The sequence below is a fragment of the Streptomyces sp. GS7 genome (assembly GCF_009834125.1).
Taxonomy (GTDB): Bacteria; Actinomycetota; Actinomycetes; order Streptomycetales; family Streptomycetaceae; genus Streptomyces.
On the sequence record NZ_CP047146.1, the window covers coordinates 8,489,153 to 8,514,048 of the forward strand.

The following is a 24,896-nucleotide window of genomic DNA, read 5'->3' on the forward strand; positions in this document are numbered from 1 at the left end:
CACAGCGCCCGTACGGCCCGTGGGAGGTGCCGCCTCCACGGGCCGTAGGGGTGTCTGCGGGCCCCGGCCCTCAGCGGCCCAGCACCGCCGCCTCCTTCTCCGCCGGCAGGCCCGGCACCGGCCGGTCCGGGCGGTGCGGCGCGACCCCGCCGATGCTCCGCAGCCACTCCCAGGTGTCGGCCACCGTCTCCACCACCGGCCGGCACCGCAGCCCCGCCGCCAGCGCCTTGGCGACGTCACCGCCGTGCATCACGTCGTGGAGCTGCCCCGGCGGCAGCCAGACCGGCAGCTCCGTCCAGGGCTCGATGCCCGCCGCGAGGACGTCCTCCGGCGCGGTCCAGCACAGTTCGGCCGCGGAGCCGGTGACCCGCACACAGCTCTCCAGCAGCTCCCCCATCGTCGTGTGCCCGGACTCGCTCACCAGGTTGTACGGGCCGCCCCGCCCGTCCCGTACGGCGTCCAGGGTCCACTCCGCGAGGTCGCGGGCGTCGATGTACTGGAGGGGCAGCTCGCGCGGCCCCGGGGCGAGCACCGGCCCGCCGCGGGCGATCCGGCCCAGCCACCACGGAAGCCGCCCGATGTTCTCGTACGGGCCGAGGATCAGCCCGGCGCGGACCAGCAGCGCCCGGTCCCCGAAGGCGTCGGTCGCGGCCACCTCGGCGCCCCGCTTGGCCGCGGCGTAGTCGTCGGCGTCGGTGGCGTCGGGCGAGCCGTCGACCAGCGGGGCCCGCTCGCTGATCCGGCAGGTGGGCGGATAGGCGTACACCGAGCCGGTGGAGACGTACGCGTACCGCCCGACCCGGTCGGCCAGCAGCCGGGCGGAGTCCCGCACCGCCGCGGGCGCCCCGCTCCAGGTGTCGACGACGGCGTCCCACCCGCCGTCCTTGAGGGCGGCGAGCCCGCCCTGTGCCGTCCGGTCGCCGTGCAGCACCGCGGCCCCGTCCGGCGCCGTATGCCGCCCGCGGTGGAACACCGTGACCTGCCAACCCCGCGCCAGCGCCGCCTCGGTGACCGCCCGGCCCACGAACTCCGTACCGCCCAGTATCAGTAGCTTCATGACGGCGACTGTGCCGCAGCGGGCGCGGCCGGTACCAGCACCGCACGCTCTGAGCAGATTCCCTACGGGCGGAACTTGCGGAGCGCGGAGTTCCGGGCCGCGGGGGAGCGAGGGCAGGGGGCCGTGCGGCGGGTGCGCCGCCGGTCGGTCCTTCGCCCCGCCGGGCAGTCCTCGGGTCAGTCCTTCGCCAGGTCGAACGACGTCCGGGCCGCGGTCAGCCCCGGCACCTTCGCCTCGATGAGATACGTGCCGGCCGGCACCGCCGCCGCGCTCGGCGTCGCGCACTGCGGGCCGCTGGCCCGGCGGTCCCATGCGACGGTACGGGTCACCGAACCGCCGGCCGGCACCTGGAGCCAGGCCGGGCCGCCGGTCGACGGGCAGTCGCCGGAGGACCACACCCGGTCGCCGCCCGAGCTGTCGCTGATGGTCAGCAGCGCCGCCTTGCGTCCGAGGTCCACCTTGCAGGCCGCGTCACCGGAGTTCTCCATCGTCAGCTCGAACTTCGGCCGGTCGTCGGGCGCGTAGGAGTCCTCGGTGCTGTGCACGGTCAACTTCACCGCGCCGGACGTGCAGTTGGGGACGGTGGGCCCCGCCGCCACGGCGTTGCTGCCGGTGCCCTCGCCGATCGGCGCCCAGCCGGAACCGGAGCCCGAACCGCCCGAACCGGAGCCGCCGCCGGCACCACCGCCGGACGCGCCGCCCTTGCCGTCCGCCCCGGACCCGCCCCCGGCGGACCCGTCACCGGAACCGGAGTCCCCACCCGAACTCCCCCCGGAGCCCGACACATCGCGCCCGCCGGGCTTCTGGCTGATCGCGGGTCCGGTGGGCGCCGGCCCCGGCGTGATGGACGCCGCGGGGCCCGTTCCCTTCGCGCCCTTGCCCTCGTTGGCGGTGGTGGTGTCGCCGCCGCCCATGGTGAGGACCCACACGACCAGCGCGACCAGCAGCACGACGACGGCCAGCGCAACGGCCCTCCGCCGCCAGTAGATGGAGGACGGAAGCGGCCCGATCGGATTGCGCAGTGATCCCACGCGGAAACTCTACGAGAGATCCGTACCCGCACCGGCCAGTACCCGCCGCATCGGACTGCAACTTTTCACATCATCGGTCCGCAGGGCGCCCCTTACATCGCCGCGCGCCCCCGCGGTCGCGCCCCCCGCGGCCACCGCGCCACCGGCCGCCCCGCCGCCCCGCCTTCACGTTCGACAGGTGCACCCGCACCCGTCTCCGCACACTCTCGGCCATGTCTGCGATATCTGACATAGCGTCAGAATTAGTCCACCGGACGCGATTCCGTCCCCCCGTAGATCACCGACGCCGCCGCCCCCCCCCCGCTCGACACCACCGATCTCGCACACCGGACACCTGGCCGGATCCGCACCCCGACCGCCACCGGCACCTCCGTCGGGCCACCGCTCGCGCCGCCACCGGACCCCGCTCGCACCGCGCCCGGCGCCCGCCCCTCCCCCAGGGACCGGCTACGCCTGCCACTCCTCCTTGTGACCGAAGCCCCGCCCGTTGTCGATCAGCCGCAGCCAGTCCGGGCGCAGCTCCCACAGCGCGGTCCGCTCCAGGGCCGCGCGCAGCCGCTCGCTCCCCTCGACGAACGGGAAGCGGTCGGTGTAGACGCGCCACCCGGCGGCCCGCTCGGCCCCGCTCAGCGGGCGGCACCCGCCCCGCCCCTGCAGCCCGGTCAGCGCGCTCCACTCCTGGCCGTCCCGCTGCACCGTGAACGCCACCCGGGCGCCGGGCCGCCCCAGGGCCCGGCCGTGCCGCGTGGTCTCCGCCGTGACGAAGTACAGCGCGGGCGCCCCGTCCGCCGCCGTCCCCGCCGCGTACAGCACCGCGCACGCCTGCGGCCCGTCCTCGTCCGCGTACGCCAGCGTCACCGTCGTGTGCCCCTCCAGCGCCGCCCGGATCGCCGCGGGAGCGCCCGCACCGCCCGTGCCGCCGGCACCTTCCCCACCGTGCGTCTCCTCCATACCGGCATCCTCGTACGCCCCCGCCGCCCCGCGCGCACCGGCCCGGCACATACCCGCGGTAGCCCCCCGCCCCCTTCCTGCGTGTGGGTGGGCGTGCGGCGGGGCGGGGCCGGTGCGTTTCCCGGGGGCGCGCGGGCGTGCCAGGATCGACGGTGCCATGACTTCGACGCCTGCCATCCCCACGCTCATGACCGCCGCCGCCGACACCGCCTCCGCCGCCGTATCGGCCGCGGAGGCCGCGGATGGGACCGGCCTGCACGGCCCCGTCACCGACTGGTTCGCCGAGCATGCCCGCGACCTGCCCTGGCGCCGCCCCGAAGCGGGCGCCTGGGGCGTGATGGTGAGCGAGTTCATGCTCCAGCAGACCCCGGTCAGCCGTGTGCTGCCGGTGTACGAGCAGTGGCTGGCCCGCTGGCCACGGCCCGCCGACCTCGCCGCCGAGGCGCCCGGCGAGGCGGTACGCGCCTGGGGCCGGCTCGGCTATCCGCGGCGCGCCCTGCGCCTGCACGCCGCGGCCTCCGCCATACAGGAGCGCCACGGCGGCGACGTCCCCCGGGAGCACGCCCAGCTGCTGGCGCTGCCCGGCGTCGGCGAGTACACCGCGGCGGCCGTCGCCTCCTTCGCGTACGGGCAGCGGCACGCGGTGCTGGACACCAACGTGCGGCGGGTCTTCGCCCGCGCGGTCACCGGCCGGCAGTACCCGCCGAACGCCACCACCGCCGCCGAGCGCAAGCTGGCCCGCGCGCTGCTCCCCGAGGACGAGGGGCTCGCGTCCCGGTGGGCGGCGGCCACGATGGAGCTGGGTGCGCTGGTGTGCACCGCGCGCAGCCCCGAGTGCCACCGCTGCCCGATCGCCGCGCGGTGCGCCTGGCAGCAGGCCGGGTCGCCGGCCCACGACGGCCCGCCGCGCCGCGCCCAGACCTACGCCGGTACCGACCGCCAGGTGCGCGGCAAGCTGCTGGCCGTCCTGCGCGAGGCCGTCACGCCGGTGCCGCAGGTGATGCTGGACGCGGTGTGGGACGAGCCGGTGCAGCGGGCCCGCGCGCTGGACGGACTCGTCTCGGACGGTCTGGTGGAGCCGCTGTCCGGCGGGCGCTACCGGCTGCCGCACGCGTAACGGACACCACTCCTCCGGAATCCGTCCCTCGTTCATGTAACGCGGAGACCGAATTCCGCATCTATACGGGCGTGGCCGCTTCGGCGGCCGCGCCCGCGCGCATTTCCGTATGCGCATTAACCCGGCATAACGCCGCCATAGCGCCATCACAATCTCGGGCAAATGGGAATAAATACCGCCCAACTCGGCGCTATTTCCGGGCCGCAGGACTTTCGTCCCCCTGGAGCCGGGCCCTCCGTCCGCCGGGAGTATGACCCGGGCAGCGGCCCCGTCCGTCCGAGGTATGACCCCCGGCGGGCTGTTACACAACCGAGTGTTTTCCGTGCACTCCCTGTAGGGCCGACGCACATTACGCCGCAACACCCTCTCCGTAGCGTCATTCCCGTGCTGGAGATGACCACCGGCACGGTCAACGTGGGGAAACGCAAGCGGATCGGAGGCGTCGGAATGGCGACCAGCGGCGGCAAGGTACTGGACTTCGAGGAGTACGTACGGACTCGGCAGGAGGCACTGCTGCGCAGCGCCCGACGCCTGGTGCCGGACCCCGTCGACGCCCAGGACCTGCTCCAGACGGCCCTGGTGCGTACGTACGGCCGCTGGGACGGCATCGCGGACAAGTCGCTGGCGGACGCCTACCTCCGCCGCGTCATGATCAACACCCGCACCGAGTGGTGGCGCGCCCGCAAGCTGGAGGAGGTGCCCACCGAGCAGCTCCCGGACGCGAGCGTCGACGACGGCACCGAGCAGCGCGCCGACCGCGCCCTGCTGATGGACATCCTCGGCGTGCTGGCCCCCAAGCAGCGCAGCGTCGTCGTGCTGCGGCACTGGGAGCAGATGAGCACCGAGGAGACCGCCGCCGCGCTGGGCATGTCCACCGGCACGGTCAAGAGCACCCTCCACCGGGCGCTGGCCCGCCTCCGCCAGGAGCTGGAGAGCCGCGACATAGACGCACGGATGCTGGAGCGCGGGAACCGGGAGCGGGAGCGGTGCGCGGCCTGACCGGCGGCGTCACACGGATCACACCCCTCGGCGGCACACTCGCCGCACCCGCCGGCAGCACCGGCAGCACGGCCGCGGCGCGGGCACCGCACCGCGGCGGCAGAACCGGCGTAACGGACGCCACAGCCCGGCTCACAGCAAGGCGCGCGACAATCTCAAGAGGAACGGCAGCCCGGTACGCGGCAGCGGCGCGATCGGCGGCAGTGCGAGCAGCACGGTGAGCGGGAGCGGATTGTCCAGATACAGGCCGGGCAGGAGCCTGACCAGGAACGGCTTGACCAAGGGCGGCGCGGCCACGGCGGGGGTGGCCGCCGTCGGTCTTTTGCTGGCCGGCTGCAACCCCGGCGGCGGGGGCGTCCGCAAGGAGGGCTCCGCCACCCACACGCCCGCCCCGCGAGGTGCGCTGAGCGCGTCCCCGTCCCCCAGCTCGACCGCGCAGTACAAGAAGGTCAACGCGGTCAAGCTCCTCAAGGACGACCCGAAGGTCGGCGCGGACGTGAAGCGGTCCGTCGCCAAGCCGTGCGCCGCGGACGCCTACCCGGTCGAGGTGACCTACGCCTCGCTCACCGGCGGCTCCGCCCCCGACGTGATCGTCAACGTCATGACCTGCGCCGATTCGGTCGGTCTCGGTTCCTACGTCTACCGCGAGCAGGCCGGCGCCCCCGATGGGTATGACAACGTGTACGCCAATGAGCAGCCGTCGGTGTACGCCGGGGTGAACAAGGGGGACCTGGAGGTCTCCAAGCAGACCTACGCCACGGGCGACAAGGTGTGCTGCCCCTCGGGGGAGGATGTGATGACCTACCGCTGGGCGAACGACCGCTTCACCGAGTTCGACCGGTATCACACCGACTACAGCAAGACCACCGCCGGCGCCTCACCGGACGACGGCACGGGATCGGAGGGCTGAGACCACCGCATGGCCGACACCCATGTCCTCTTCGTCGAGGACGACGACGTCATCCGCGAAGCCACCCAACTCGCTCTGGAACGGGACGGTTTCGTGGTCACCGCCATGCCCGACGGGCTGGCGGGCCTGGAGGCGTTCCGCGCGAACCGCCCCGATATCGCCCTGCTCGACGTGATGGTGCCCGGGCTCGACGGCGTCAGCCTCTGCCGCCGCATCCGCGACGAGTCCACCGTGCCGGTGATCATGCTGTCGGCGCGCGCGGACTCCATCGACGTGGTGCTGGGCCTGGAGGCCGGCGCCGACGACTACGTCACCAAGCCGTTCGACGGTGCGGTGCTCGTCGCCCGTATCCGCGCCGTGCTGCGCCGCTTCGGGCACGCCGGCCAGAACCGCACCGGCGGCGGGCCCGCGGAGGAGGAGATCCTCGAAGAGACGGTCCTGCGCTTCGGCGACCTGGAGGTCGACACCGAGGGCATGGAGGTCCGCAAGGGCGGCGAGACGGTCGCCCTGACACCGACCGAGATGCGGCTGCTGCTGGAGTTCTCCAACGCGCCGGGTACGGTCCTCTCGCGCGACCGGCTGCTGGAGCGGGTCTGGGACTACGGCTGGGGCGGGGACACCCGGGTCGTCGACGTCCACGTCCAGCGGTTGCGCGGCAAGATCGGCCAGGACCGGATCGAGACGGTCCGCGGCTTCGGATACAAGCTGAGAGGCTGAGACCTCCAGTGGTGCGGCTGGCCCTGCGAACGGGCCTGAGATGGAAGCTCAGCGCCGCGATCGCGCTCGTCGGGGCGCTGGTCGCGGTGGCGCTGAGCATTGTCGTGCACAACGCCGCCCGCGTCTCCATGCTCGACAACAGCCGCGACGTGCAAATAGAACGGCTCAACTTCACGCAGAAGATCTTCGAGTCCACCAACCGCCTCCAGTTCGGCGCGAAGATCGACGACCCGGCGCTGCCCAAGGCACTCCGCAAGGAGGTCGTCGAGGGCGAGCGCGCCACCTTCCTCCAGGACACCGGCCAGACCGCCCCCGAGGTGTGGGCCGCCACCCCGCTCGGCAACGGGCGGGTGCTCTCCCTCCACGACCGCTTCCCGGACCGCTTCGCCGTCCTCGACGACCTGGACCAGGCGCTGCTGATCGGCTCCACGGCCGTGGTGGTCGGCGGCTGCGCGCTCGGCGTACTGGTCGGCGGGCGGCTCTCCAAGCGGCTGCGCAAGGCCGCCGCCGCGGCCGGGAAGCTGGCCGACGGCGACATGTCCGTGCGGATACGCGACGAGGTCGGCAGGGGCCGGGTCCACGACGAGACGGACGATCTGGCGTGGGCGGTGGACGCCATGTCGGACGCCCTCCAGCAGCGCATCGAGGCGGAGCGGCGGGTGACCGCCGATATCGCCCACGAGCTGCGGACGCCGGTGACCGGCCTGCTGACCGCCGCCGAACTCCTGCCGCCCGGACGGCCGTCGGAGCTGGTCCGCGACCGCGCGCAGGCGATGCGCACCCTCGTCGAGGACGTACTGGAGGTGGCCCGCCTCGACGGCTACGCGGAGCGGGCCGAGCTCCAGGACGTCTGCCTCGGCGAGTTCGTCACCCGCCGGGTGCGGGCGCTGGATCCCGACGTCACGGTCGAGATCGTGCGGGACGCGGTGGTCTCCACCGACCCGCGGCGCCTCGAACGCATCCTGGGCAACCTGATCGCCAACGCCGCGCGGCACGGCAAGCCGCCCATCGAGGTCACCGTGGAGGGCCGGGTCCTGCGGGTCCGCGACCACGGCGTCGGCTTCCCGGAGGCACTGCTGCGCGAGGGGCCGAGCCGGTTCCGCACCGGCAGCAGCGACCGGGCCGGTGTCGGCCACGGCCTGGGCCTGACGATCGCCGCCGGCCAGGCGCGGGTGCTCGGCGCCCGCCTCACCTTCCGCAACGCCGACGAGCTGACGGACGGCTCCACGGGCGCCGTGTCGGTCCTCTGGCTCCCGGAGAACGCCCCGACGGCGACCGGCAGCTTCCCGGTCATCCAGCTCCCGGACCGCTGACGGCTCCCGGACCGCTCCCCGACCAACGGCCTCCTGACCGCCAACGGCAGCGGCGGCGGTCAGGACCCCGAAGGACCCCCACCGCCGCCTCACCACTCGGTGACGGGACCGGTGTCAGTGCCGGTGGTGCCGGCTCAGCACGAACCAGAGCGTCACCAGCACCGCCACCAGGACGACCGCGCAGGCGATCTTCAACGGGCTGTACGGGCGCTCACCGGTGACCTCGCCCGTATCGGCGTTCACCATGACCTGCCACTGCTTGCCGTTGTAGACGTACGACGCGAACCACACCGGGAGCAGCATCAGCTTGAACGTCATCGCGCCGTAGCTGGTGTTGACCGCGTGCACCCGCTGCTGGTCACCGCCGATGTCCCGCTTGCAGTCCTCCTCGATGACCTTGGCCATCTTCTGCTGGGCGGTCTGGAAACCCGCCTCCGGCTCGACCTCGTAGCGCAGGGTCCTGAAGCCCGCCAGATACGCCTCCTGGTAGGCCACCGCCTGCTTCAGCGGCCAGGGCTCCAGCGCCGACAGCCGGTTGGTGTCGACGGTCCCGACCCCGGGGACGAGGACGTCGTCGAAGAACCGGTTGACGGTGCCGTTGACCCGGTACCAGCGGACCCTGGTCTCCTTGTCGTCGCCCATCCCGACGGTGTACTCCTCGCCGCGCTCACCGCTGTACGAGGACGTGGTCTGGGCGTCGTACGTCCAGTGCGGTACATACGTCCCGTGCAGGGACTCCGCCGAACCCACCTTCTTCAGGGCGTTCGGCGCGAACCAGCGGGACCGGGCCCACTTGCGCAGGTTCTCGTGCACGTCCCGCTTCGCGACCCGGAACGGCACCACGCCCTCGGGCACGATCCGGTCCTCGGCGGCCGAGGCGACCAACGGGGTGGCGCAGAACTGGCAGTTGCCGGACAGTGCGTCGGTCTGGTTGGCCGCACCGCAGCTCGGGCACTTGAGGATCTGCCCGCCCGACACCCGCGGCTTGGGCACCAGGGTCGCCAGTTCCTCCCAGGGGTGCTCCCGCACCTCGCGGTTGACCGGGACGATGGGCTGCTCGAACCGGCAGTGCGGACAGCGCAGGACGTTCGTCCCCGGCGCGTACTCGGAGGTCGAACCGCAGGACTGGCACGCGTAGGACTGCGGGGACTGCGGCTCGCTCGGCTGCTGCGGCTGCGCGGGCGGCTGCTGATACTGCTGTTGCTGCGGCGGCGGCTGCTGGTACGGCTGCTGAGGCTGCTGGTACGGCTGCTGCTGTTGCTGCGGGTACCCCTGCTGTTGCGGGTACCCCTGCTGCGGCGGATACGGCTGCCCCTGGTTGGGCTGCGGCGGGTACGGCTGCTGCTGTGGATACGCCTGCTGCTGCGGGTAGGGCTGCTGCGGCGGATACGGCTGCTGCTGGTTGGGCTGCTGGCCATAGGGCTGCTGAGGCTGGTACGGCTGATAGCTCATGGGGTCACCGGCTCCTGCGGTCGGTTACGCCTGCGGCGGCAGCGGGGGCGGAGTGGCGCGGAAGTGCTGGGCGAGTTCCGGCACGTTCTCCACCGGCTGCCAGCTGGCCATACCGTCCCGCCAGGCGAGCATCCCGGCCCGTACGGCCCCCGAGCCGATGTGCCCGGTGAACGTCGCATGGTCGTAGGGGCCCTGCTGCTGCCCGTCCACGGCGACGTACCACTGGTACTGCTGCTGACCGGGAAGCGGCGGCGGAACGGCCCCGCCGCCCGGCGCCGGCGCGGCGGGCGCGTACGGCTGCTGCTGTACCGGCTGGCTCTGCTGCGGCGTCGCGAACGCCTGCGCCATCTGCTGCCCCGCGGCCATGCCGAGGCCCAGGCCGATGCCCTCCCCGGCGCCGCCCGGGTTGTTCGCCGCGTCCCGCACCGCGTCCGCGGCCTGCATGCGCGCGTAGTTGTCGAGGTTCCCGATGATGCCCATGCGGCTGCGGGCGTCGATGGCCTGCTCGACCTCGGGCGGCAGCGAGATGTTCTCGATGATGAACTTCGGGATCGAGATGCCGTGCGAGGCCGCCAGCTCGTCGGTCAGCATCTTGCCCAGCCGGTCGCCCAGCTCGGCCTGGCGCGCGGCGAGGTCGAGCATCGGAATGCCCGAACTCCCCAGCAGCGTGCCGAGCTTGCCGACGATCAGCTGCCGGAAGTACTCCTCGACCTCTTCGGTGCGGAACATCGGGTCGGTGCCGGCCAGCTCGGTCAGCAGCTTCGCCGGGTCGGTCACCCGCGCCGCGTAGCCGCCGAACGCCCGCAGCCGCACCATGCCGAACTCCGGGTCCCGCACCGTGACCGGGTTCTGCGTGCCCCACTTCATGTCCGTGAACTGCCGGGTGGTGACGAAGTAGACCTCCGCCTTGAACGGCGAGTGGAAGCCGTACTTCCAGCCCTGCAGCGTCGACAGGATCGGCAGGTTCCCCGTCTGCAGCTCGTACATGCCCGGCGCGAAGACATCCGCGATCCGGCCCATATTGACGAAGACCGCCACCTGCGACTCGCGCACGATGAGCTTGGCGCCCATCTTGATCTCGTTCTCGTAGCGCGGGAAACGCCAGACGATCGTGTCCCGGCTGTCGTCCGTCCATTCCAGGATGTCGATGAACTCGCCGCGTACACGGTCCATGAAGCCCACGAGAAGTACCCCCCGTTCATCCGGGCTGATCCAGCCGGGCCTGCGGTGGCGGCGGCGGAGTCCCTTCGCTTATACGTCCGAGCCATACTAGGGCTGCGGCCCGAAGGCGCGGCGCGCGGGCTCAGCCCGCCCCCGCCACCTCGCACCAGACCGTCTTACCCACCGTTCCCTGCCGTACGCCCCAACGGAGCGCAACGGCGTCCAGCAGCGCTATCCCCCGCCCGTTCTCGTCGTCCACGGCGGCCCGCAGCAGCACGGGCAGCGCCCGCGGGTCCGGATCGGTCACCTCGACGCGCATCCGCCCGTCCCCGGCCCTGGCGACATGAACGACGACCGGCGTCCCCTCCCCCACATGCCGAATCACATTCCCCACCAACTCACTCACACACAGCTCCACTTCGCAGGACGCCGCCGCCGTACCGAGATGCGCCCTCACCGCCTGCCGCAGCAACGGCACCTCCTTCGGCACGGCCAGCAGCCGGACCGTCATCACCGCGCCGCCGCCTTGTGCAGCACCTCGGCGAGCCTGCGCGCGGTGGCCATGTTGCAGTTGCCCAGCGCGACGAGCGGAGGCGGGTAATCCCCCGCGAACGAGGGCATATCGACGCCGAGGGAGGGGAGCGTGATCCCGTTCGCCTTCAGCGCGACCTTGAGCCCTTCGGCGCATTCCTGCACGTCGTCCATGGCCGTTCACCTTCCCTGTGCGCATTGTGACCAATCGCTCACAGAGTGACGTCGGGCGGCGTGGCTTGGGAAGGGAATCGCGTTGCACGCGCGCAACCAGCAAGTAGTGGCGGTGAGTTATGCCTCCTCGCAAGGACCCGGATCCCTCCGCGAGCGTCCAGAGCTTCTACGGCGCAGAGTTGCGCTACCGCAGAGAGAAAGCGGGCCTCACCCTCGAACAGCTGGCGGAAGGCGCCTTCCGCGGCATCTCCCTGCTCAGCCAGATCGAACGCGGCGAGCGCGCGATGCCGATGGACTTCGCCGTCCACGTCGACAAGAAGCTCAACACGGACGGCTTCTTCCAGCGCCGTTGCGAAGATGCGGCAAAGGCCCGGCGGTCCGGGCATCCGGCGTACTTCGCGGAAATCCCCGACATGGAGAAGACCGCTACAACGATCGAGGACTGGGCACCGTTCGTCATCCCCGGTCTGTTGCAGACCAAGGCATACGTCCGAAAGCTCTGCGAAACGACAAGGCCATGGTCAGAGCCGGAGGGCGTCGAAGAGAAGGTCCGCGCACGACTGAAGCGCGCGGAGATCTGGAAGCGCAAGGGGCGTCCCTACTACTGGGCAATCCTGCGCGAAGAACTGATCCGCAAACTGGTGCTCCCGCCCGCCGGGATGGCCGAGCAGCTGGAACACATCCTCGACGTGATCCGCTCCACCCAAGGCGTTCTGCAGATCGTCCCGCGAACGACGGCCACGCACCCCCTGATGCAGGGACTGGCCAAGGTCATGACCTTTCCCGACACACCGCCGGTCGTCTGGATCGAGAGCGAATTCAGCGGCCAAACCATCGACTATCCACCACTCGTGACGGACTTTCGGAGGTCGTACGATCTGCTCAGGGCCGCCGCACTGCCGCCTGAGGCGTCCCTGGCCATGGTCGAGGAAGCGGCAAGGGGCTACAGAGATGAAGCGCAGCAACAGGGTTGAGCTGAGCACTGCCACCTGGCGCAAGAGCACTTACAGCAACGGCGACGGCGCCGACTGCATCGAGGTCATGGACGACCTCCCCGGCATCGTCCCCGTCCGGGACAGCAAGGACCCGCACGGACCGGCGCTCGTGTTCCCGGCCGCCGGGTGGTCGGCGTTCGTCGGCGCCGTCAAGGGAAGCCGACTCCCCAGCGCCTGAACGCAGTTCGGCCCCTGGTGCACGTATGCGCACACCAGGGGCCGTTCTGTAGTCGTCAGACGGCCTCGACGACCATCGCCCGCTCCGCAGGAGCATCCGCATCGGCGCCGTCCGCCGGCTTCGCCGGACCGCCCCGCAGCGGGACCTCCTTCAGGAACCAGGCGGCGGCAAACCCCACGACACTGATCGCCGCGCCCCACAGGAACACGTGGTGCGTACCGGAGGCCACCGCGTGGGCGTACGCGTCCTTGACCGGCGCCGGGAGCTTGGCCAGGCCCTTCGGGTCCATCTGGGCGCCGCCGCTGTTCATCTTGGCGGCGGCGGCCTTGCCGAGGCGGGCGACCATCGTCGACTGGACCTCGTTGGTGAAGATCGCGCCGAGGATCGCCACGCCGAAGGAGCCGCCGATCGTACGGAACAGCGTCGCGGACGAGGAGCCGACGCCCATGTCCTTCATCTCCACGCTGTTCTGCGCGATGAGCATCGTGGTCTGCATCAGGCAGCCCATACCGGCGCCGAGCACCGCCATGTACGCACCGGACGTGAAGCGCGTGGTGTCGGTGTCCATCAGGGCGAGCAGGGCCAGGCCGACGGTGATCAGCGCGCCGCCGAGGGTCACGAAGATCTTGTACTTGCCGGTCTGGGTGATGACCCGGCCCGCGACGAGCGAGACCACCATCATCGACAGCAGCATCGGGAGCAGCAGCAGACCGGAGTTGGTGGCCGAGGCGCCCTGCACGGACTGCTGGAACAGCGGCAGGAACGTCATCGAGCCGAACATCACGAAGCCGACCAGGAAACCGATGACCGTGACCAGCGAGAAGTTGCCGTTGCGGAAGATGTGCAGCGGCAGGACCGGGTCGCTCACCTTGCGCTCGACGAAGAGGAAGGCGATCAGCGCGACGACGCCGAGGATGCCCAGGCCCACGATCTGGCCGGAGAGCCAGGCGTACTGGGTGCCGCCCCAGGTGGTGATCAGTACGAGCGAGGTGATGCCGACCGTGAGCAGCGCGGCGCCGGCGTAGTCGATGCGGGTGCGCGAGCGCTTCTTCGGGAGGTGCAGCACCGCGGTGACCATGATCAGCGCGATCGCGCCGAGCGGCAGGTTGATGTAGAAGCTCCAGCGCCAGCCGAGGTGGTCGGTGATCGTGCCGCCGACGAGCGGCCCGCCGATCATCGCGACGGCCATGACGCCGGCCATCAGGCCCTGGTACTTGCCGCGCTCCCGCGGCGGGATCAGGTCGCCGATGATCGCCATGACGCCGACCATCAGACCGCCCGCGCCCAGGCCCTGGACGGCCCGGAAGCCGATCAGCTGGTTCATGTCCTGCGCCATGCCGGACAGCGCGGAGCCGATCAGGAAGAGCACGATGGACGTGAGGAAGACGCCCTTGCGCCCGTACATGTCGCCGAGCTTGCCCCAGATCGGCGTCGACGCGGCCGTGGCCAGCGTGTAGGCGGTGACCACCCAGGACAGGTGCGCCAGCCCGCCCAGTTCACCGACGATCGTCGGCATCGCGGTGCCGACGATCATGTTGTCCAGCATCGCGAGGAGCATCGCGATCATCAGCGCGAAGACCACCGTCCGTACGCTGGCGGGCTTTCTGCCCGTACTCTGCTCCGATATGTCCCCCGTCGGGGCCGCTGTCCGCGACTTCCCCATCACTTCCCCATCTTTCTTACTTACTTGCCGCCCGGCTAGTTCGATACGCTACGTAAGATAGAGAGCAACTAGCCGGGCGTCAAGTAAGTTTCTTGGGGCCCGGGTGGGTAGCGCCTGACCAGCGGGGCAGTGTCTGCTGGACGGGCAGGCCGTCAGCCGGCAACGACACCGCAGTCACCGCAGGAGAGCACCAATGGGCACACCGCACCCGCGCCGGGGCAACACCCGCCAGCGCATTCAGGACGTCGCTCTGGAGCTGTTCGCGGAACAGGGCTACGAGAAGACCTCGCTGCGCGAGATCGCCGAGCGGCTGGAGGTCACCAAGGCGGCGCTCTACTACCACTTCAAGACCAAGGAAGACATCATCATCAGCCTCTTCGAGGACCTGTGCAGGCCCATCGACGAGCTGATCGCCTGGGCCGAGGGGCAGCCGCGGACCCTGGAGACCAAGCAGGAGCTGGTCCGCCGCTACAGCGAGTCGCTGCGCTCCTCCGAGGCCCTTTTCCGCTTCATGCAGGAAAACCAGGCCACCGTGCGGGACCTCACCATCGGCCAGCGCTTCAAGCAGCGGATGCTGACGCTCTACGACCTGCTCAAGGAGCCCGACGCCGAGATGGTGGACCAGGTGCGCTGCATCACGGCGCTGTTCTCGATACATGCGGGCATGTTCGCGATGCAGAACGTCGTGGGCGACCCCGAGGAGAAGCGCGAGGCCATCCTCAGGGTCGCCACGGAACTGGTCACGGCGGCAAACCCGCCGAGCCGCCGGCCAGCCCGGCCGGATTCAGCTCAGACGGCGTCGCCGTGAGCCCGCAGGAATCCGGTCGGCTCGATGCCCGACCCGTAGTTGGGGCCGGTGCGGACCTCGAAGTGCAGGTGGGGACCGGTGGAGTTGCCGGTGCTCCCGGAGAGACCGATCTGCTGGCCGGTGGCGACCTGCTGGCCCACGTGGACCTCGATCTTTGAGAGATGCGCGTACTGGGTGTACATGCCGTCGGCGTGCTTGATCACGATCGCGTTGCCGTAGGCCGGACCGTCGCCGCCGCCCCACGGACCGGCCTTGACGATCGTGCCCTTGTGCACGGCGTGGACCGCGGTGCCGGTCGGCACGACGAAGTCCTGACCGCTGTGCTTGTGGGCCCAGTGCACACCGGCGATGCCGAAGGGCTCGCCGAGGACGTACTTCTCGACCGGCTTCACCCAGGCGTTGGCCATCTTCGCCGCGTCCACCTTGGCCTTCGCCGCGGCCGCCTTGGCGTCGGCGACGGCCTTGGTCTGCGCCGCGGCCTGGGCGCTGACGGCCTTGCTGGTGCCGGCGGACAGAGGCAGCAGCCCGGCGTCCGCGGCGGAGGCGACCCCGGCGCCCAGCGCGGCGGCGATACCGGCACCGGCGGCCACCACGGCCACCCGATTACGCAGCGCCGACTTCGCGACCTTGGTCGACTTGGCGGACTTCCGGGAATTACGTATCGCGGCGAACTTCGACATGCGGGTTTTCCCTCCAGGGAAAGTGAATGGGTGTTTTCCCGGCTGCGGTCCGGGAGCGCCATTCCTTGGTAACCCGCGTTCGCCATGACGCCAAGAGGCCCTTTCTACTATCGGAGTCCGTATGCGGGGATGCCGATCAAGGGCCTGGCCCTGCCCCCGCCGAGGCGTGGGCAAACCACCTCAAACCGACCCGACCGCCCTGTGCGCTACCGCCCATGACCTGGCATTTCTCCATACGAGGCCCGCGCGCGCCACGATCGACGAACCCCCGCTCCGGCACCCCTCCCCCAGGGAATCCGACCCCCCGGAACCACCCCGCCCCCATTCCCCTAAAGCCTCTAGTAGGCCCCAAAACCATGTGCCTCAAGTCACCAGCCGAAGGGGATTCACTGTGACCCGCATTACGCACAATCGGCGGCGAATGTGACCTGGGTTACCCAATTCCGCCCGGCGGATTCCCGCCGGTGGATTCCACCCGACGGATTCCCGAAAGCGCCTGACCGGCACCGACCCACCGCTCTAGCCTGATCCGGACCCGACACGTCACCGCGTCGGCACGGCCCGGCGTCATCACAGGGGGAGGGCGGACCGCAGGTGGACCCGTCAGCAGTAGGCGTCAAGCTCGCGTCGAGCGTCGTCGCACCGCTCGTCAAGAAGCTCTTCGTCAAGGAGGGGCCGGGCGCCGGCCTCGTCGACCGCCCCGTACGGATCTCCGCCCTGGTCTCCTTCCGGGGCGAGCAGCGCACCCTCACCGACCGGGACCTGCACAAACTGGCGGCGGAGCTGGTGCGGCGCGCCGTACGGTCCGCCGGCCCCGGAGAGGGCCCGGTCCCCGAGGACGAGGAGACCGCCGTCGCCGACGCCCTGGCCGCCACCCTCGCCGGCCTCGGCACCCTCGACATGGACGACGTCCAGGCCGTCGCCCTCGGCGCCACCGCCCTGGCGGAGCGCCTGACGGCCGCCGCCCCGCAGGCGGCCCGCGAGCTGTCCCGGGACGCCGAACTCCTCCACCAGACCCTCGTCGACACCGCCTGCCTGCACATCGTCCACTTCTTCACCCAGCGCTCGACGTTCGTCGCCCGCACCCTGGTCCAGCAGAGCCGCAGCCTGGACGCGCTGATCGAGATCGTCGACGAGTTCCTCGAACGGCATCCGTCGCCCCGTACCGCCGACGCCGCCTTCGAGCGCGGATACCTCACCTACCTCGCCCGCAAGCACGGCCGCCTCACCATCTACGGCATCGACCTGCACAACTCCCCGGACCGCTGGCCGCTCGACGCCGCCTACATGAGCCTGGAGGCGACCGGCCCGAACCTCGCGGAAGGCCCCTTCGAGGACCTTCCGCCCCGTGCCACCGTCCCCGCCGACCAGGCCCTCGCCGGCCGCTCCCGGGTCCTCCTCCGCGGCACAGCCGGCTCCGGCAAGAGCACCCTCGTCCAGTGGCTGGCCGTCTCCTGCACCCGGCCCGTCGGCGAGACCACCCTCCCCCACCTCTACGGCCGCATCCCCTTCGTCCTCCCGCTCCGCACCCTCACCCGCTCCGGCTCCGTCCTCCCCACCCCCGACCGCTTCCTGACCGCCACCGGCTGCCCGGTCTCCGGCTCCCAGCCCGACGGCTGGGCGGAACGCGTCCTCGCCTCCGGCCGCGGCCTCCTCCTCGTCGACGGCCTGGACGAGATCCCGGAACGCGAACGCGACCACGCCCGCAGCTGGCTGCGCGATCTGCTCGACGCCTACCCGGGCAACCTCTGGCTGGTCACCACCCGCCCCTCCGCCGTACGCGAGGACTGGCTGGCCGCCGACGGCTTCGACGAGCTGACGCTCTCCCCCATGAGCCGCGACGAGGTCGCCGCGTTCATCGGACGCTGGCACCGGGCCGCGCGCCACGACGCCGACGACACCGACCGCCTCGACGCCTACGAGCAGTCCCTCCTCACCGCCGTCCGCACCAAGCCCGACCTCGGCCGGCTCGCCACCAACCCCCTGATGTGCGGCCTGATCTGCGCCCTGCACCGCGACCGCCGCGGCTACCTCCCGCACGGCCGCAAGGAGCTCTACGACGCCGCCCTGAACATGCTCCTCTCCCGCCGCGACCGGGAACGCGACATGCGCGGCCCGGACGGCGTCGAGCTGAGCGACGAGCCGCAGATCCAGCTCCTCCAGCGCCTGGCCTACTGGCTGATCCGCAACGGCCGCACCGAACTCGACCGCGACCGCGCCGAACGCCTCGTCGCCGACGCCCTCCCCGCCGTCCCCGCCGCCGCGTCCCAGGGCCCGGCCCCCGCCGTCTTCCGCCACCTCCTCCTCCGCAGCGGCCTGCTGCGCGAACCCGCCCCCGGTTCCGTGGACTTCGTGCACCGCACCTTCCAGGACTACCTGGGCGCCAGGGCCGCCATCGAGGAGGGCGACTTCGGCCTGCTGGTGGAGCATGCGGCGGACTCCCAGTGGGAGGACGTCATCCGCATGGCGGTGGCCCACGCCCGCCCCCGCGAACGGGCTGATCTGCTAAGGGAGTTGGTCACCAAGGGCGACGGTCTGGAGGACCCGGGCGCCCGCCTCCGCGTCCATCTCCTCGCCGTGGCCTGCCTGGAACACGCGACGGAACTGGACCCGGGGGTCCGCGAGGAGGTCAACTCCCGCGCGAAGGCGATCCTGCCGCCGCGTACCCGCGAGGAGTCGGAATTGCTGGCCGCGGCCGGCCCCATCGTCCTGGAACTCCTGCCCGGCCCGGACGGCCTGGAGGTCGACGAGGCACAGGAAGTGGTGGCCACCGCCGCGTCCATCGGCTCCGACGCCGCCCTGGAATGCATCAAGCGCTTCCGGTACCACCCCGAGATCACCGTCCGTGGCCAACTCAGCCTCCACTGGCCGGCGTTCGAGACCGGCCGCTACGCCGAGGAAATCATCCGGCACGTCGGCACCGATGTTCACATCACCGTCACCAACCCCGCCGAGCTGGCTGCCCTCAAAGCACTCGGCGGTCACCCGATGACGACCGTGAGGGGCCGGTTCACGCCCGGGGAACTCCTCGACGCACTCCACCCCGAGCAGCTCACCCACCTCATGCTCGACGACAACCCGGCGGTCAGCGATCTCGCGTTCCTCCGGGACTTCCCCGAACTGAGGTCGCTCACCCTGCGGGACTGTCCCGCGGTCGACGATGCCACGCCCCTCGCGGACCTGCGTCTATGGTTCCTGAGCATCAGCGGGGCGGACGGCAGAGGCGTGCGCACGCCCCGCGGGCTCGACGGCCTGCGCCATCTCCGGTCCCTGATTGTCTATGTCCCGCTTCCGCCCGAGGGCCTGGACGCCTTCCCGGCAGACGCTCCGTTGGTCCACCTGAGCCTCGGGCAGCGCATTCACCCCGACTTCACGCGCATCGCCTCGTGGCCACGTCTGACAAGCATGCAGCTGCGGCACCTCACCGACGACTTCGCCGAGGACCAGTGGCGTGCGCTCTGTGACCTGACCGAGCTGGAGGACTTCTCCTTCGGCCTGGCGGAGGGCGAGAACGGTCTGCGTGTTCCTCCTGGCCTGGCACTGCCGCAGGTGAAGAAGCTCAGCCTGCTCAATCTGGCACGCCGCTCCCCGGCCGAACTGACCGAGCAGCTGCGCACCGCCCTCCCGGCCTTCCCCGACGTCCGCAAGCTCCAGCTCTACGGCCTGATCGGCGGCTTCGTCGATCTCTCCCCCATGGAGACCCTCCCCGCCCTACGGGACCTCTATCTCTCTTACCTCGCCCCTTCCCCCGCCTACCCCCTCCCACCCCATCTCAACGTCACCCACTACCCCCGCCCCCGCACGTAAAGGACCCTCAAACACAAAACCGCCCCGGACCCGTACGAAACGGTTCCGGGGCGGCTGCGTATGTCAGGGACTACGCGTCCTTGCTCAGGTTGGGACCCGACCCACCCGCCGTGGACTCCACCGGCGGGGCGCTCGGCACCGCCGACTTCTCCTCGCCGCGGAAGGTGAACTTGGCGGTCTCACCCTCGCCCTCGACGTCGACGACCACGATGTGGCCGGGACGCAGCTCGCTGAAGAGGATCTTCTCCGAGAGGGCGTCCTCGATCTCGCGCTGAATCGTGCGGCGCAGCGGACGGGCGCCGAGCACCGGGTCGTACCCGCGCTTGGCCAGCAGCGACTTGGCCTCGCCACTGAGCTCGATGCCCATGTCGCGGTCCTTCAGCCGCTCGTCCACCTTGGCGATCATGAGGTCGACGATCTGGATGATGTCTTCCTCGGTGAGCTGGTGGAAGACGACGGTGTCGTCGACACGGTTGAGGAACTCGGGGCGGAAGTGCTGCTTGAGCTCTTCGTTGACCTTGTTCTTCATCCGCTCGTAGCCGGTCTTGACGTCGCCCTGGGCGGCGAAGCCCAGGTTGAAGCCCTTGGAGATGTCCCGGGTGCCGAGGTTGGTGGTCATGATGATGACCGTGTTCTTGAAGTCCACGACCCGGCCCTGGGAGTCGGTCAGGCGACCGTCCTCCAGGATCTGCAGCAGCGAGTTGAAGATGTCCGGGTGGGCCTTCTCGACCTCGTCGAAGAGCACCACCGAGAACGGCTTGCGGCGGACCTTCTCGGTCAGCTGGCCGCCCTCTTCGTAGCCGACGTAGCCGGGAGGCGAGCCGAAGAGCCGCGAGACGGTGTGCTTCTCGCTGAACTCCGACATGTCGAGGGAGATCAGCGCGTCCTCGTCGCCGAAGAGGAACTCGGCGAGCGTCTTGGACAGCTCGGTCTTACCGACACCGGACGGGCCGGCGAAGATGAACGAGCCACCGGGACGCTTGGGGTCCTTCAGACCGGCACGGGTGCGGCGGATGGCCTGGGAGAGCGCCTTGATGGCGTCCTTCTGGCCGATGACGCGCTTGTGCAGCTCGTCTTCCATCCGCAGGAGACGCGAGGACTCCTCCTCGGTGAGCTTGAAGACCGGGATGCCCGTGGCCGTGGCCAGGACCTCGGCGATCAGCTCCTCGTCCACCTCGGCGACGACGTCCATGTCGCCGGCCTTCCACTCCTTCTCCCGCTTCGCCTTCGCGGCCAGGAGCTGCTTCTCCTTGTCGCGCAGGCCGGCGGCCATCTCGAAGTCCTGCGAGTCGATCGCGGACTCCTTCTCGCGGCGCACGTCGGCGATCTTCTCGTCGAACTCGCGCAGGTCCGGCGGCGCGGTCATCCGGCGGATCCGCATCCGGGAGCCGGCCTCGTCGATCAGGTCGATCGCCTTGTCCGGCAGGAAGCGGTCGGAGATGTAGCGGTCGGCGAGGGTGGCCGCGGCGACCAGCGCGGAGTCCGTGATGGACACGCGGTGGTGCGCCTCGTAGCGGTCCCGCAGGCCCTTGAGGATCTCGATGGTGTGCGGCAGCGACGGCTCGGCGACCTGGATCGGCTGGAAGCGGCGCTCCAGGGCCGCGTCCTTCTCCAGGTGCTTGCGGTACTCGTCCAGCGTCGTCGCGCCGATGGTCTGCAGCTCGCCACGCGCCAGCATCGGCTTGAGGATGCTCGCGGCGTCGATGGCGCCCTCGGCGGCGCCCGCGCCGACCAGGGTGTGCAGCTCGTCGATGAACAGGATGATGTCGCCGCGGGTGCGGATCTCCTTGAGGACCTTCTTCAGGCGCTCTTCGAAGTCACCGCGGTAGCGGGAGCCGGCGACCAGCGCGCCGAGGTCGAGGGTGTAGAGGTGCTTGTCCTTGAGGGTCTCGGGCACCTCGCCCTTGACGATGGCCTGCGCCAGGCCCTCGACGACCGCCGTCTTGCCGACGCCGGGCTCGCCGATGAGGACCGGGTTGTTCTTCGTACGGCGGGACAGCACCTGCATGACCCGCTCGATTTCCTTCTCGCGCCCGATGACCGGGTCGAGCTTGGTTTCCCGGGCGGCCTGCGTGAGGTTGCGGCCGAACTGGTCCAGGACGAGCGAGGTCGAAGGCGTGCCCTCGGCCGGGCCGCCCGCGGTGGCGGCTTCCTTGCCCTGGTAGCCGGACAGCAGCTGGATGACCTGCTGCCGGACCCGGTTGAGATCGGCGCCGAGCTTCACGAGGACCTGGGCGGCGACACCCTCGCCCTCGCGGATCAGGCCGAGCAGGATGTGCTCGGTGCCGATGTAGTTGTGGCCGAGCTGGAGGGCCTCGCGGAGCGACAGCTCCAGGACCTTCTTGGCACGGGGAGTGAAGGGAATGTGGCCGGACGGGGCCTGCTGGCCCTGGCCGATGATCTCCTCCACCTGCTGGCGGACCGCCTCAAGCGAAATGCCGAGGCTCTCCAGGGCCTTAGCGGCGACACCCTCACCCTCGTGGATCAGACCCAGGAGGATGTGTTCGGTGCCGATGTAGTTGTGGTTGAGCATCCGGGCTTCTTCCTGAGCCAGGACGACAACCCGCCGCGCACGGTCGGTGAACCTCTCGAACATCGTTAATCGCTCCTCAGAGCGGTCAGGCAGTTAGGGGTCGGTCCCCTCCCTGTCCTTCCGCATGCTAGTCCCGCAGGGCGGGACAGCTCATTCCAACTGCCGACACCCGTCCGGATCACCCCGCTCCGACGGGGAAATTTACTGCCGAACAGCTGACATCTGCTCCAACTCGATGGTGCGAGACGATGTTCCCGCAGGCCAGGCATATACGCCCGCCGCCACTACGCCCGTGGCGAACGCGGCCCTCCCCGACACGCCGTCGGCCGCCGGCCGGAGACCGCGGCGAACCGCTCCGAGCGCCGGTCACAGCGTCTCTTCCCACTGAGACTTTCTTACCCGCTGCCACTGACACTCCATGCGGCGCGGACCTTTTCCATCCGCTACGGGCGAACATCCGCACACCACCGGACGCCCCCGCACTCCCCCCGGGGATATACGGAGCGCATCCTTACGGACACCCGACGTAACTTCCTGCGGTGCCGGGAGTTGCACCAGGCATGCCCCGCGCGCTTCCGCGACCCCGCTCCCCCCTCTCCGCCGTCCGCCGGTGGTACGAGGAGGAAATGGGCTGGCCGACCACCGGCACGGAGCAGGTGGAACTCCTCACGGGGGTGTGCTTCGACGCCCTGGAGGTGCCGGCCGACGCCGGAATCGCCGTGCTGCGGCGGATGCCGCACACGGGTCCGGTCGCGTTCCTCAGGGGCGGACGCGGCGGGAAACACCTCGGGGATCGGCCGAAATTGCTCATGCTCGTCGCTGCCGGCGGTGCCGAGGAACTCCCGGGAATCCTGGAATGGCTGGAGTGGGGCGCACTCGCGGCGGATCTCACGGCACGTGGCGCCGGTGACCGGATGCCCGCGCCGTCGCTCCCCCTGGGGGGCCGGGCGTCAGGCGGATTCGGCGCGCGGGAGGCCGCGGGATGGGTGCGGCCTCCCCGGCCTGGGTACGGGGCGGAGAATTCCCTGCCCACCACGGGGTTCGGGGCAGGAATCGGGGACGGTGGGGGCGCCCCCGACCTCGTACGGCTCGTGAGCGCGGCGGCCACCGAGTGCCACCGTGCCCGGTTGGTGCGTGCTCGTAATGCTCAATCGGATCGCGCGTGCGGCGATCAGCCGTTGGCCTTCTCGAATGCCTCGCGAATGTCGGCGGGGACACGGCCGCGGTCATTGACGTTGTAGCCGTTCTCCTTGGCCCACGCACGGATCTTCGCGGTGTCGGGAGAGCCTGCGGAAGCGGCGCGGACCTTGCCGCGGCCACCGGAACGGCCACCGGTCTTGCGGCCGGCCTTCACGAACTCGGCGAGCGAGTCGCGGAGCTTGTCGGCGTTGACCTCGGAGAGGTCGATCTCGTAGGACTTACCGTCGAGCGCGAACGTCACGGTCTCGTGGGCCTCGCCGCCGTCGAGGTCGTCCACAAGAAGAACCTGAACCTTCTGTGCCACCGGGTTTCCCTTTCATCGAATGTGGATTACGACGGAAAGCAAACCGCTTTTCCGGGAAAAACACAAACCCTTGGGTAGGGTTCACTTGCCCAGTGAGCGGGGAACGCATGCGTCCGTAGCCATGAGATAGGGGAGCGATTCGGACATAGAACGCTGATCACAGGTGCAGAAGCATGCGGCTGTTACCCAGGGTGTTGGGCTTCACTCGTTCGAGGCCGAGGAACTCCGCAACCCCCTCGTCATAGGAACGCAGCAGTTCGCTGTAGACATCACCGTCTACGGGAGTCTCGCCGATCTCCACGAAGCCGTGCTTGACGAAGAAGTCGACTTCGAAGGTGAGACAGAAAATTCGTCGCACTCCGAGCCACCTTGCGGTACGCAGCAGCTTGTCGAGGACTTGGTGGCCGACCCCCGCTCCCTTCAGCTCCGGATCCACTGCCAGGGTGCGGACCTCTGCCAGGTCTTCCCACATGACGTGGAGTGCTCCGCAGCCGACGACCTCGGCGTCTTCGTCGCGCTCGGCGACCCAGAACTCCTGGATGTCCTCGTAAAGCGTGACGGTGGCTTTGTCGAGCAGGATCCCGTCGCGCGAGTAGGCGTCGATGAGGCGGCGTACGGCCGGTACATCGCTGGTCCGGGCACGGCGGACGGTGAGCCCTTTTGAATGCGCAGGCATGCCCGGACGCTATCGCCCCTTGCTGTCCGCACCCGCCCCGGGTTCATCTCCGTCGCCCGATGCCGGGTCATCCGCGGCTTGCGGCTGTGCTTGTGGCTGTTCTTCGCGGGCGGGGGTCTGTTCTTCCTCCGCCTCGACGGGATCGTCGGCCTGGACCATCCGTACGGCATCGCGCAGAGCGTGCCGTTGTTCCGGCGACATCATGCCGAAGAAGGCCACAAGTGCGGCGGCGGGGTTGTCACTGGCGGACCATGCCTCGTTCATCAGTGCGGCCGAGTAGGCGGCGCGAGTGGAGACCGCTTCATATCGATAGGCGCGGCCTTCCGCTTCCCGGCGCACCCAGCCCTTCTGATGCAGGTTGTCCAATACGGTCATGACCGTTGTGTAGGCGATCGACCGTTCCTTCTGGAGATCTTCCAGGACTTCTCGAACGGTGACCGGGCGGTTCCACTCCCAGACCCGCGTCATCACCGCGTCTTCCAGATCACCCAAGCGTCTCGGCACACAAGAAGAATAGTGGGAGATGTCGCGAATGCCGGTTGATCTCGTTGCGTTTGGCCCGGAAAAAGGAGGTACGGCCCGGGATGGTCAATCCCGGGCCGTACTGTGCGGGCGGACCGCCGGAAAAGGCGGTGGCGG

24 protein-coding genes are annotated in these 24,896 nt (G+C 70.2%); 10 read left to right on the forward strand and 14 right to left on the reverse strand.

Features of this window, described 5'->3' with window-relative positions:
* Positions 1–70: 70 nt before the first annotated feature.
* The 3 genes from GR130_RS36890 to GR130_RS36900 form a co-directional block, all read right to left on the reverse strand.
* The gene (locus GR130_RS36890; protein ID WP_159508721.1) at positions 71–1,057 is read right to left on the reverse strand and encodes an NAD-dependent epimerase/dehydratase family protein; all 987 of its coding nucleotides are present in this window, start codon (positions 1,055–1,057) and stop codon (positions 71–73) included.
* Positions 1,058–1,233: 176 nt separating this feature from the next.
* Positions 1,234–2,088 carry a hypothetical protein gene (locus tag GR130_RS36895; RefSeq protein ID WP_159508722.1) on the reverse strand — a complete coding sequence of 285 codons (855 nt, stop codon included), beginning with the start codon at positions 2,086–2,088 and terminating at the stop codon, positions 1,234–1,236.
* A gap of 447 nt (positions 2,089–2,535) precedes the next feature.
* A complete protein-coding gene (locus tag GR130_RS36900; RefSeq protein WP_159508723.1) occupies positions 2,536–3,039 on the reverse strand; it encodes a pyridoxamine 5'-phosphate oxidase family protein in 504 nt (167 codons plus the stop codon).
* Positions 3,040–3,196: 157 nt separating this feature from the next.
* Here GR130_RS36900 and GR130_RS36905 point away from each other — a divergent pair, with 157 nt between their 5' ends.
* A complete protein-coding gene (locus GR130_RS36905; protein WP_159508724.1) occupies positions 3,197–4,156 on the forward strand; it encodes an A/G-specific adenine glycosylase in 960 nt (319 codons plus the stop codon).
* 393 nt (positions 4,157–4,549) lie between these two features.
* Positions 4,550–5,155 carry a SigE family RNA polymerase sigma factor gene (locus GR130_RS36910; RefSeq protein ID WP_443043789.1) on the forward strand — a complete coding sequence of 202 codons (606 nt, stop codon included), beginning with the start codon at positions 4,550–4,552 and terminating at the stop codon, positions 5,153–5,155.
* Positions 5,156–5,287: 132 nt separating this feature from the next.
* Here the strand turns inward: GR130_RS36910 and GR130_RS36915 are convergent, their stop codons facing one another.
* On the reverse strand, positions 5,288–5,437 hold the full coding sequence (locus GR130_RS36915) for a hypothetical protein (protein ID WP_159508725.1): 150 nt from the start codon (positions 5,435–5,437) through the stop codon (positions 5,288–5,290).
* On the opposite strand from GR130_RS36915, the gene GR130_RS36920 reads away from it, so the two are divergent.
* Genes GR130_RS36920 through cseC form a run of 3 tightly spaced genes read left to right on the forward strand, consistent with a single transcriptional unit; the run spans position 5,430 to position 8,095 of the window.
* On the forward strand, positions 5,430–6,065 hold the full coding sequence (locus tag GR130_RS36920) for a hypothetical protein (protein ID WP_159508726.1): 636 nt from the start codon (positions 5,430–5,432) through the stop codon (positions 6,063–6,065). The two genes, GR130_RS36915 and GR130_RS36920, sit on opposite strands and share 8 nt — an antisense overlap.
* A gap of 9 nt (positions 6,066–6,074) precedes the next feature.
* Positions 6,075–6,782 (forward strand): two-component system response regulator CseB, encoded by a 708-nt coding sequence (gene cseB / locus GR130_RS36925; RefSeq protein ID WP_159508727.1) that lies wholly within the window; start codon positions 6,075–6,077, stop codon positions 6,780–6,782.
* Between the two features lie 8 nt (positions 6,783–6,790).
* Positions 6,791–8,095 carry a two-component system sensor histidine kinase CseC gene (gene cseC / locus GR130_RS36930; protein WP_159508728.1) on the forward strand — a complete coding sequence of 435 codons (1,305 nt, stop codon included), beginning with the start codon at positions 6,791–6,793 and terminating at the stop codon, positions 8,093–8,095.
* Between the two features lie 114 nt (positions 8,096–8,209).
* On the opposite strand, the gene GR130_RS36935 is transcribed toward cseC, so the two are convergent.
* From GR130_RS36935 to GR130_RS40120, 4 genes are all read right to left on the reverse strand, one after another.
* Positions 8,210–9,547, reverse strand: coding sequence for a hypothetical protein (locus GR130_RS36935; RefSeq protein WP_201305105.1), 1,338 nt, complete (start codon positions 9,545–9,547; stop codon positions 8,210–8,212).
* 24 nt (positions 9,548–9,571) lie between these two features.
* Positions 9,572–10,720, reverse strand: coding sequence for an SPFH domain-containing protein (locus GR130_RS36940; protein WP_236573828.1), 1,149 nt, complete (start codon positions 10,718–10,720; stop codon positions 9,572–9,574).
* Between the two features lie 130 nt (positions 10,721–10,850).
* Positions 10,851–11,219: an ATP-binding protein gene (locus tag GR130_RS36945; RefSeq protein ID WP_201305106.1), complete on the reverse strand. Its 369-nt coding sequence runs from the start codon at positions 11,217–11,219 to the stop codon at positions 10,851–10,853.
* Complete coding sequence (locus GR130_RS40120) at positions 11,219–11,413, reverse strand: hypothetical protein (RefSeq protein WP_201305107.1); 195 nt, start codon at positions 11,411–11,413, stop codon at positions 11,219–11,221. Before GR130_RS40120 ends, GR130_RS36945 begins: the two co-directional genes overlap by 1 nt.
* A 119-nt stretch (positions 11,414–11,532) precedes the next feature.
* On the opposite strand from GR130_RS40120, the gene GR130_RS36950 reads away from it, so the two are divergent.
* Both GR130_RS36950 and GR130_RS36955 read left to right on the forward strand, forming a co-directional pair.
* Positions 11,533–12,387, forward strand: a complete 855-nt coding sequence (locus tag GR130_RS36950; protein WP_159508730.1) for a helix-turn-helix domain-containing protein — start codon at positions 11,533–11,535, stop codon at positions 12,385–12,387.
* Positions 12,365–12,586: a DUF397 domain-containing protein gene (locus GR130_RS36955; protein ID WP_159508732.1), complete on the forward strand. Its 222-nt coding sequence runs from the start codon at positions 12,365–12,367 to the stop codon at positions 12,584–12,586. Before GR130_RS36950 ends, GR130_RS36955 begins: the two co-directional genes overlap by 23 nt.
* Positions 12,587–12,641: 55 nt before the next feature.
* Here the strand turns inward: GR130_RS36955 and GR130_RS36960 are convergent, their stop codons facing one another.
* A complete protein-coding gene (locus tag GR130_RS36960; RefSeq protein WP_159508734.1) occupies positions 12,642–14,249 on the reverse strand; it encodes an MDR family MFS transporter in 1,608 nt (535 codons plus the stop codon).
* A gap of 193 nt (positions 14,250–14,442) precedes the next feature.
* On the opposite strand from GR130_RS36960, the gene GR130_RS36965 reads away from it, so the two are divergent.
* Entirely contained in the window at positions 14,443–15,057 is a 615-nt protein-coding gene (locus GR130_RS36965; protein WP_159508736.1) for a TetR/AcrR family transcriptional regulator, read from the forward strand.
* Here the strand turns inward: GR130_RS36965 and GR130_RS36970 are convergent.
* Positions 15,039–15,737 carry a M23 family metallopeptidase gene (locus GR130_RS36970; RefSeq protein ID WP_159508737.1) on the reverse strand — a complete coding sequence of 233 codons (699 nt, stop codon included), beginning with the start codon at positions 15,735–15,737 and terminating at the stop codon, positions 15,039–15,041. The two genes, GR130_RS36965 and GR130_RS36970, sit on opposite strands and share 19 nt — an antisense overlap.
* Positions 15,738–16,331: 594 nt before the next feature.
* Here GR130_RS36970 and GR130_RS36975 point away from each other — a divergent pair.
* A complete protein-coding gene (locus GR130_RS36975) occupies positions 16,332–19,544 on the forward strand; it encodes an NACHT domain-containing protein (RefSeq protein WP_159508739.1) in 3,213 nt (1,070 codons plus the stop codon).
* Between the two features lie 70 nt (positions 19,545–19,614).
* On the opposite strand, the gene GR130_RS36980 is transcribed toward GR130_RS36975, so the two are convergent.
* On the reverse strand, positions 19,615–22,140 hold the full coding sequence (locus GR130_RS36980) for an ATP-dependent Clp protease ATP-binding subunit (RefSeq protein ID WP_159508741.1): 2,526 nt from the start codon (positions 22,138–22,140) through the stop codon (positions 19,615–19,617).
* Between the two features lie 497 nt (positions 22,141–22,637).
* Between GR130_RS36980 and GR130_RS41175 the strand changes: the two genes are divergently transcribed.
* Positions 22,638–23,318, forward strand: coding sequence for an SCO3374 family protein (locus GR130_RS41175; protein WP_236573829.1), 681 nt, complete (start codon positions 22,638–22,640; stop codon positions 23,316–23,318).
* Here the strand turns inward: GR130_RS41175 and GR130_RS36985 are convergent.
* From GR130_RS36985 to GR130_RS36995, 3 genes are all read right to left on the reverse strand, one after another.
* A complete protein-coding gene (locus GR130_RS36985; protein ID WP_159508743.1) occupies positions 23,249–23,581 on the reverse strand; it encodes a histone-like nucleoid-structuring protein Lsr2 in 333 nt (110 codons plus the stop codon). The genes GR130_RS41175 and GR130_RS36985 overlap by 70 nt on opposite strands.
* 157 nt (positions 23,582–23,738) lie before the next feature.
* Positions 23,739–24,257, reverse strand: coding sequence for an amino-acid N-acetyltransferase (locus tag GR130_RS36990; protein ID WP_159508744.1), 519 nt, complete (start codon positions 24,255–24,257; stop codon positions 23,739–23,741).
* 9 nt (positions 24,258–24,266) lie between these two features.
* Positions 24,267–24,725, reverse strand: a complete 459-nt coding sequence (locus GR130_RS36995) for a BlaI/MecI/CopY family transcriptional regulator (RefSeq protein WP_201305255.1) — start codon at positions 24,723–24,725, stop codon at positions 24,267–24,269.
* Between the last annotated feature and the right edge of the window lie 171 nt (positions 24,726–24,896).